3 protein-coding genes are annotated in these 3,371 nt (G+C 53.5%); 1 reads left to right on the plus strand and 2 read right to left on the minus strand.

Going from position 1 to position 3,371, the window contains the following annotated elements; all coding sequences use genetic code 11:
* Positions 1 to 30 precede the first annotated feature (30 nt).
* Entirely contained in the window at positions 31 to 954 is a 924-nt protein-coding gene (locus tag WBB95_RS03325; protein WP_401208129.1) for a LysR family transcriptional regulator, read from the plus strand.
* A gap of 58 nt (positions 955 to 1,012) precedes the next feature.
* On the opposite strand, the gene WBB95_RS03330 is transcribed toward WBB95_RS03325, so the two are convergent.
* The gene (locus WBB95_RS03330) at positions 1,013 to 2,317 is read right to left on the minus strand and encodes a carbohydrate porin (RefSeq protein WP_424486284.1); all 1,305 of its coding nucleotides are present in this window, start codon (positions 2,315 to 2,317) and stop codon (positions 1,013 to 1,015) included.
* Between the two features lie 294 nt (positions 2,318 to 2,611).
* Positions 2,612 to 3,244, minus strand: a complete 633-nt coding sequence (locus WBB95_RS03335; protein WP_401208134.1) for a TetR/AcrR family transcriptional regulator — start codon at positions 3,242 to 3,244, stop codon at positions 2,612 to 2,614.
* Positions 3,245 to 3,371 lie beyond the last annotated feature (127 nt).

Genomic DNA, 3,371 nt, shown 5'->3' on the forward strand with positions numbered 1-3,371 from the left:
TAATCGAACTCTGTAATGGCGGAACTTCACATGCAATTTCAACATTTCGATTTGAATCTCCTGCGCTCCCTCGATGCTTTTCTTACCGAACGCAACGTCACCCGCGCAGCCGAAAGGCTCTTCGTCACGCAACAAGCGATGAGCGCTTCACTGCGCCGCTTGCGCGAACATTTCGATGATGAACTCTTGGTGCGTGTCGGTCGCAATTTCGAACTGACACCTCTGGCAACAGCGTTGATGGAACCGGTGAAAACCTCGTTATCGAGCATTCAAACGGCACTGCAAGTTCGACCGAAGTTCGACCCGAAAACCGAGCAACGACACTTCAAAGTGGCAATGACGGATTACGCGGCAATGGTGCTGATGCCGAGCGTGCTGCGTCTGCTGCTGCAATCTGCACCGCATACAGTGATTCATGTTGAGCGTCTGGATGCCGACAGTTACAACCGTCTGGAGCGTGGCGATCTGGACTTTTGCGTGGGTCTGATCGACTGGGACAACCACAAGGTTTACAAACCCAGCGAACATTTTCGGATCGAAGGCTTGTTCCGTGATGACTTTGTCTGTGTTGTCGACCCTGCGCATTTCGACGCGACCAATGACATCACGCTGGAACAGTACATTGGTGCGCCGCATGGCCAGGTGTCGTTTGGCAGCGATTGGCGCACTTTGATTGATCGCGGCTGGCTGCGTGCCGGCATCGAACCGCGCATCGTCACCAAGGCGCCAAGCTTTTCCAGCCTGATCATGATGCTGCCTGGCACACCGCTGGTTGCGACTATTCATCGCCGAATGGCACAAGCCATGGCCCACGCGCTGAATCTGAAAATCATGGAGTGCCCGATTGAAATCAGACCGCTGGAAGAGTCGCTGGTGTGGCTGGACCGCAATGACTCGGATCCTGGACACAGTTTTATCCGAGATCTGTTCAAGGATGCGGGTCGGAAAATCTGATATCCCGACCAATGAAAAAGCCGTCTTTCGACGGCTTTTTTTGCGACTGTAATACGGCTTAGAAGTTGAACAACAATCCCAACTTGAACGTCAGCGCGTGGTTGATATCGGCAGTAAACGAAGGATCTTTGGTGTACCCCACGGCTGAAGACAGATAGACGCCGCGGGTAACGTGCATCGCATATGCCGCCGTAGCGCTCAATTGCGTAGAGGCAGTGTCGATTCTGCGGGCGGCCAACGTATCCTGGGCTTCCTGACTGAACACGTTTTTGCCTACGACAAAGGAAACCTTGTCCAAGGGACGCGACTTGAACGGGCCATAGTAGTACATGCGCGCCTCATAGTTCTGGGTGTACAGGTTGACATCGGAAGGCGCGTACATCGCCGATGCACCTACATAGAGACCATGAACCGGAATGCTCTTGTCGGGCTGAGTGACTTGGTAGTCCGCCAGTGCCCAGTAGGCTTTGTTGGATTCTTCGCCACCTTCAAAGGCTTTATATTTGGTCGGGTTCGAGACACCGCCCGCACGAACCCACAGCCGGTTACCGCCTGGTGTAGGTTTGCGATCTATACCCACTTCACTGACGTAAAGAACTTTGGCGTCTTCCATCGAAGCATCCAGACCGATGCCGTTGTTCTCGACTTCATACACCCGCCCATTCGGCGAAACGCTGCGCTGCACGCCACCGCGCGCATAGAAACCATCCTCGCCCTTATAGGCCAGGTTGACCATCGGCGGCGTGGTTACCGGATCACTCAAACCGGCCTCTACCGGGATCACCGAACCGAGGGTATTGGTCAGCGTCGCGTCACCACCGGTGAATAAACCGACATAGGTATACAAGTTCGGCTCGAAACCTGCCTTCAACTCAACTTTCTTGTCGAGAAAAGTTTGAAAGTAACTCAGGCAGGCGACCGCCGTGTTGTTCGGTGGGTTGCCTGCAACAGAAGAGTTGGTCGAGTTTACGCACGCCATGATCTTGGAGTTCGGCAGCCCCAAGTCGTCCAGACCATAAACAAAGTCAATAAAGTAGGTACCGGCCATTAAATCGCCGCCCTGCCCGACATAACTGTCTTTGGGTTTATTGTTGTTCTGATTAAAGTCAGTGATGCCGTTAATCACAATACGTGGCTCAATGCCGATATTGTGTTTAGCCAACTCACTGCGCCAACTGCCGCTGTCCGCCAGGATAGAGTCCTGTAACGGCGGGAACCGGGTCGTCAAGCCTTGGGCTTGCCATGTCAGTGAGTTGATTTTCGCCCACTCGGCATCACTGGTTTGTCCATCTGCTGCCAGGCCCAGACCCGCATAGCACGTCAAGGCTGCACCGGCCGCGCAGCAATACGCCAAATTCTTCATACAACTCCCCTATTATTTTTGTGATAAGGATGTCTTCAAAGACAAACATTTATTTTTTTGGATTTATTAATCAGAACTTGAAGCCATCCATGGGCCTCTGTCACTAAAACGGGAACTTCGCGTTCATATAACGAGCGCTTATCGAATAGTCTCGTTTCAGCCGGGACTTGGGAAATCACATGTGCTTGTTGATGGCATCAGCCTTACTTGTGACTGACCGCTACTGAAACAATGGCGAATGAATAATATGTGGTGAGAGAGCTTGCTCTCACACCTCAGGTCGGCGTCACGGGATTAGAGAACGTTGCTCAGATCGAGCTGTACGATGCGCGCAGCTTCTTCGTGGCTCACACCCAGGCCTCGAAGCACGTATTGCACTGCGCTTTCAACGGCAGACACAGGACGAGTCCCGGTCAAAACCTGACGTAGTAGAAACAGCATGCCGCCAATAATGCAGTCCACTGTGGCATCGACATCCACAACGTCAAAGTCGTTGGACTCGTTGCCGATCCTGATGTCACGCGCCAAGGGTTTACCCATGATCGCCAGCATGTCGTTGATGCTGTAAATCGAGTACACCAGAAACCAGCCCCAGATCGGGTCGCAAATTCCACGGTGTACGCAGAGACGGAAATTGGTGCCGACGATCTCGGCGATGCCGGTGGTCGGAGTGACAGCAGCTTCAAACGCTTCGACCAGCAACTGCGCGTCGTCGATAAACACCGCGCGGGCGATTTCTTCCTTGCTGGAGAAGTAGTTGTAGAACGAACCGAAGGACAGCTCGGCCTCTTCGGTGATGTCGTTGATCGTCGTTGCTTCGATGCCCTTGCCGGCCATGACGGTGCGCGCCGCACGCAAGAGTTTGTTGCGCGTGCGCAGTCGGGCTTTCTCATTGATGCGCGGCTTTTTGACTTCCGTCGTCGGCACAGCATCATCAGCGACTTTTTCTGGCGAGGGGGCAGCGGTTTTTGAGCGCTTTGGCGATCGCGGTGAAGGCGCTGCTATTTCATTCATTGGGGTGACCGAGAGGTGACTTTTTCAATGGGGCCAAGCA

The sequence above is a fragment of the Pseudomonas sp. genome (genome assembly GCF_049645325.1).
GTDB lineage: Bacteria > Pseudomonadota > Gammaproteobacteria > Pseudomonadales > Pseudomonadaceae > Aquipseudomonas.